Below are 223 nucleotides of genomic sequence, written 5' to 3'. Positions count from 1 at the left end.
AAATTTAAATCCAGTTAACGTATCAACTGTATCTAAACCGTATGCTTTCGCGATTGTACGACCAATTTCAGACGTTACGATTGTTTTTAATACAACACCGTTCTCTGGTAGTGTTCCGTTTTCTTTCTTTTGAGATAATAAGTAATCAAGCATTAATGCACCTGTTTGGTTACCAGTTAATACTTGGAACTCACCATCGTGATTACGAACTGCTACACCAAGG

1 pseudogene is annotated in these 223 nt (G+C 36.8%); it reads right to left on the bottom strand.

What is annotated here, in order from left to right:
- Positions 1 to 223 (bottom strand): annotated as a pseudogene (locus tag MR083_RS27460) (phospho-sugar mutase); the annotation flags it as partial.

This window comes from Bacillus cereus group sp. BfR-BA-01408 (assembly GCF_022663305.1).
Classification (GTDB): Bacteria; Bacillota; Bacilli; order Bacillales; family Bacillaceae_G; genus Bacillus_A; species Bacillus_A pacificus.
The sequence above is the reverse complement of the archived record's forward strand: the minus strand, read 5'-3'. Positions and strand labels throughout refer to the sequence as shown.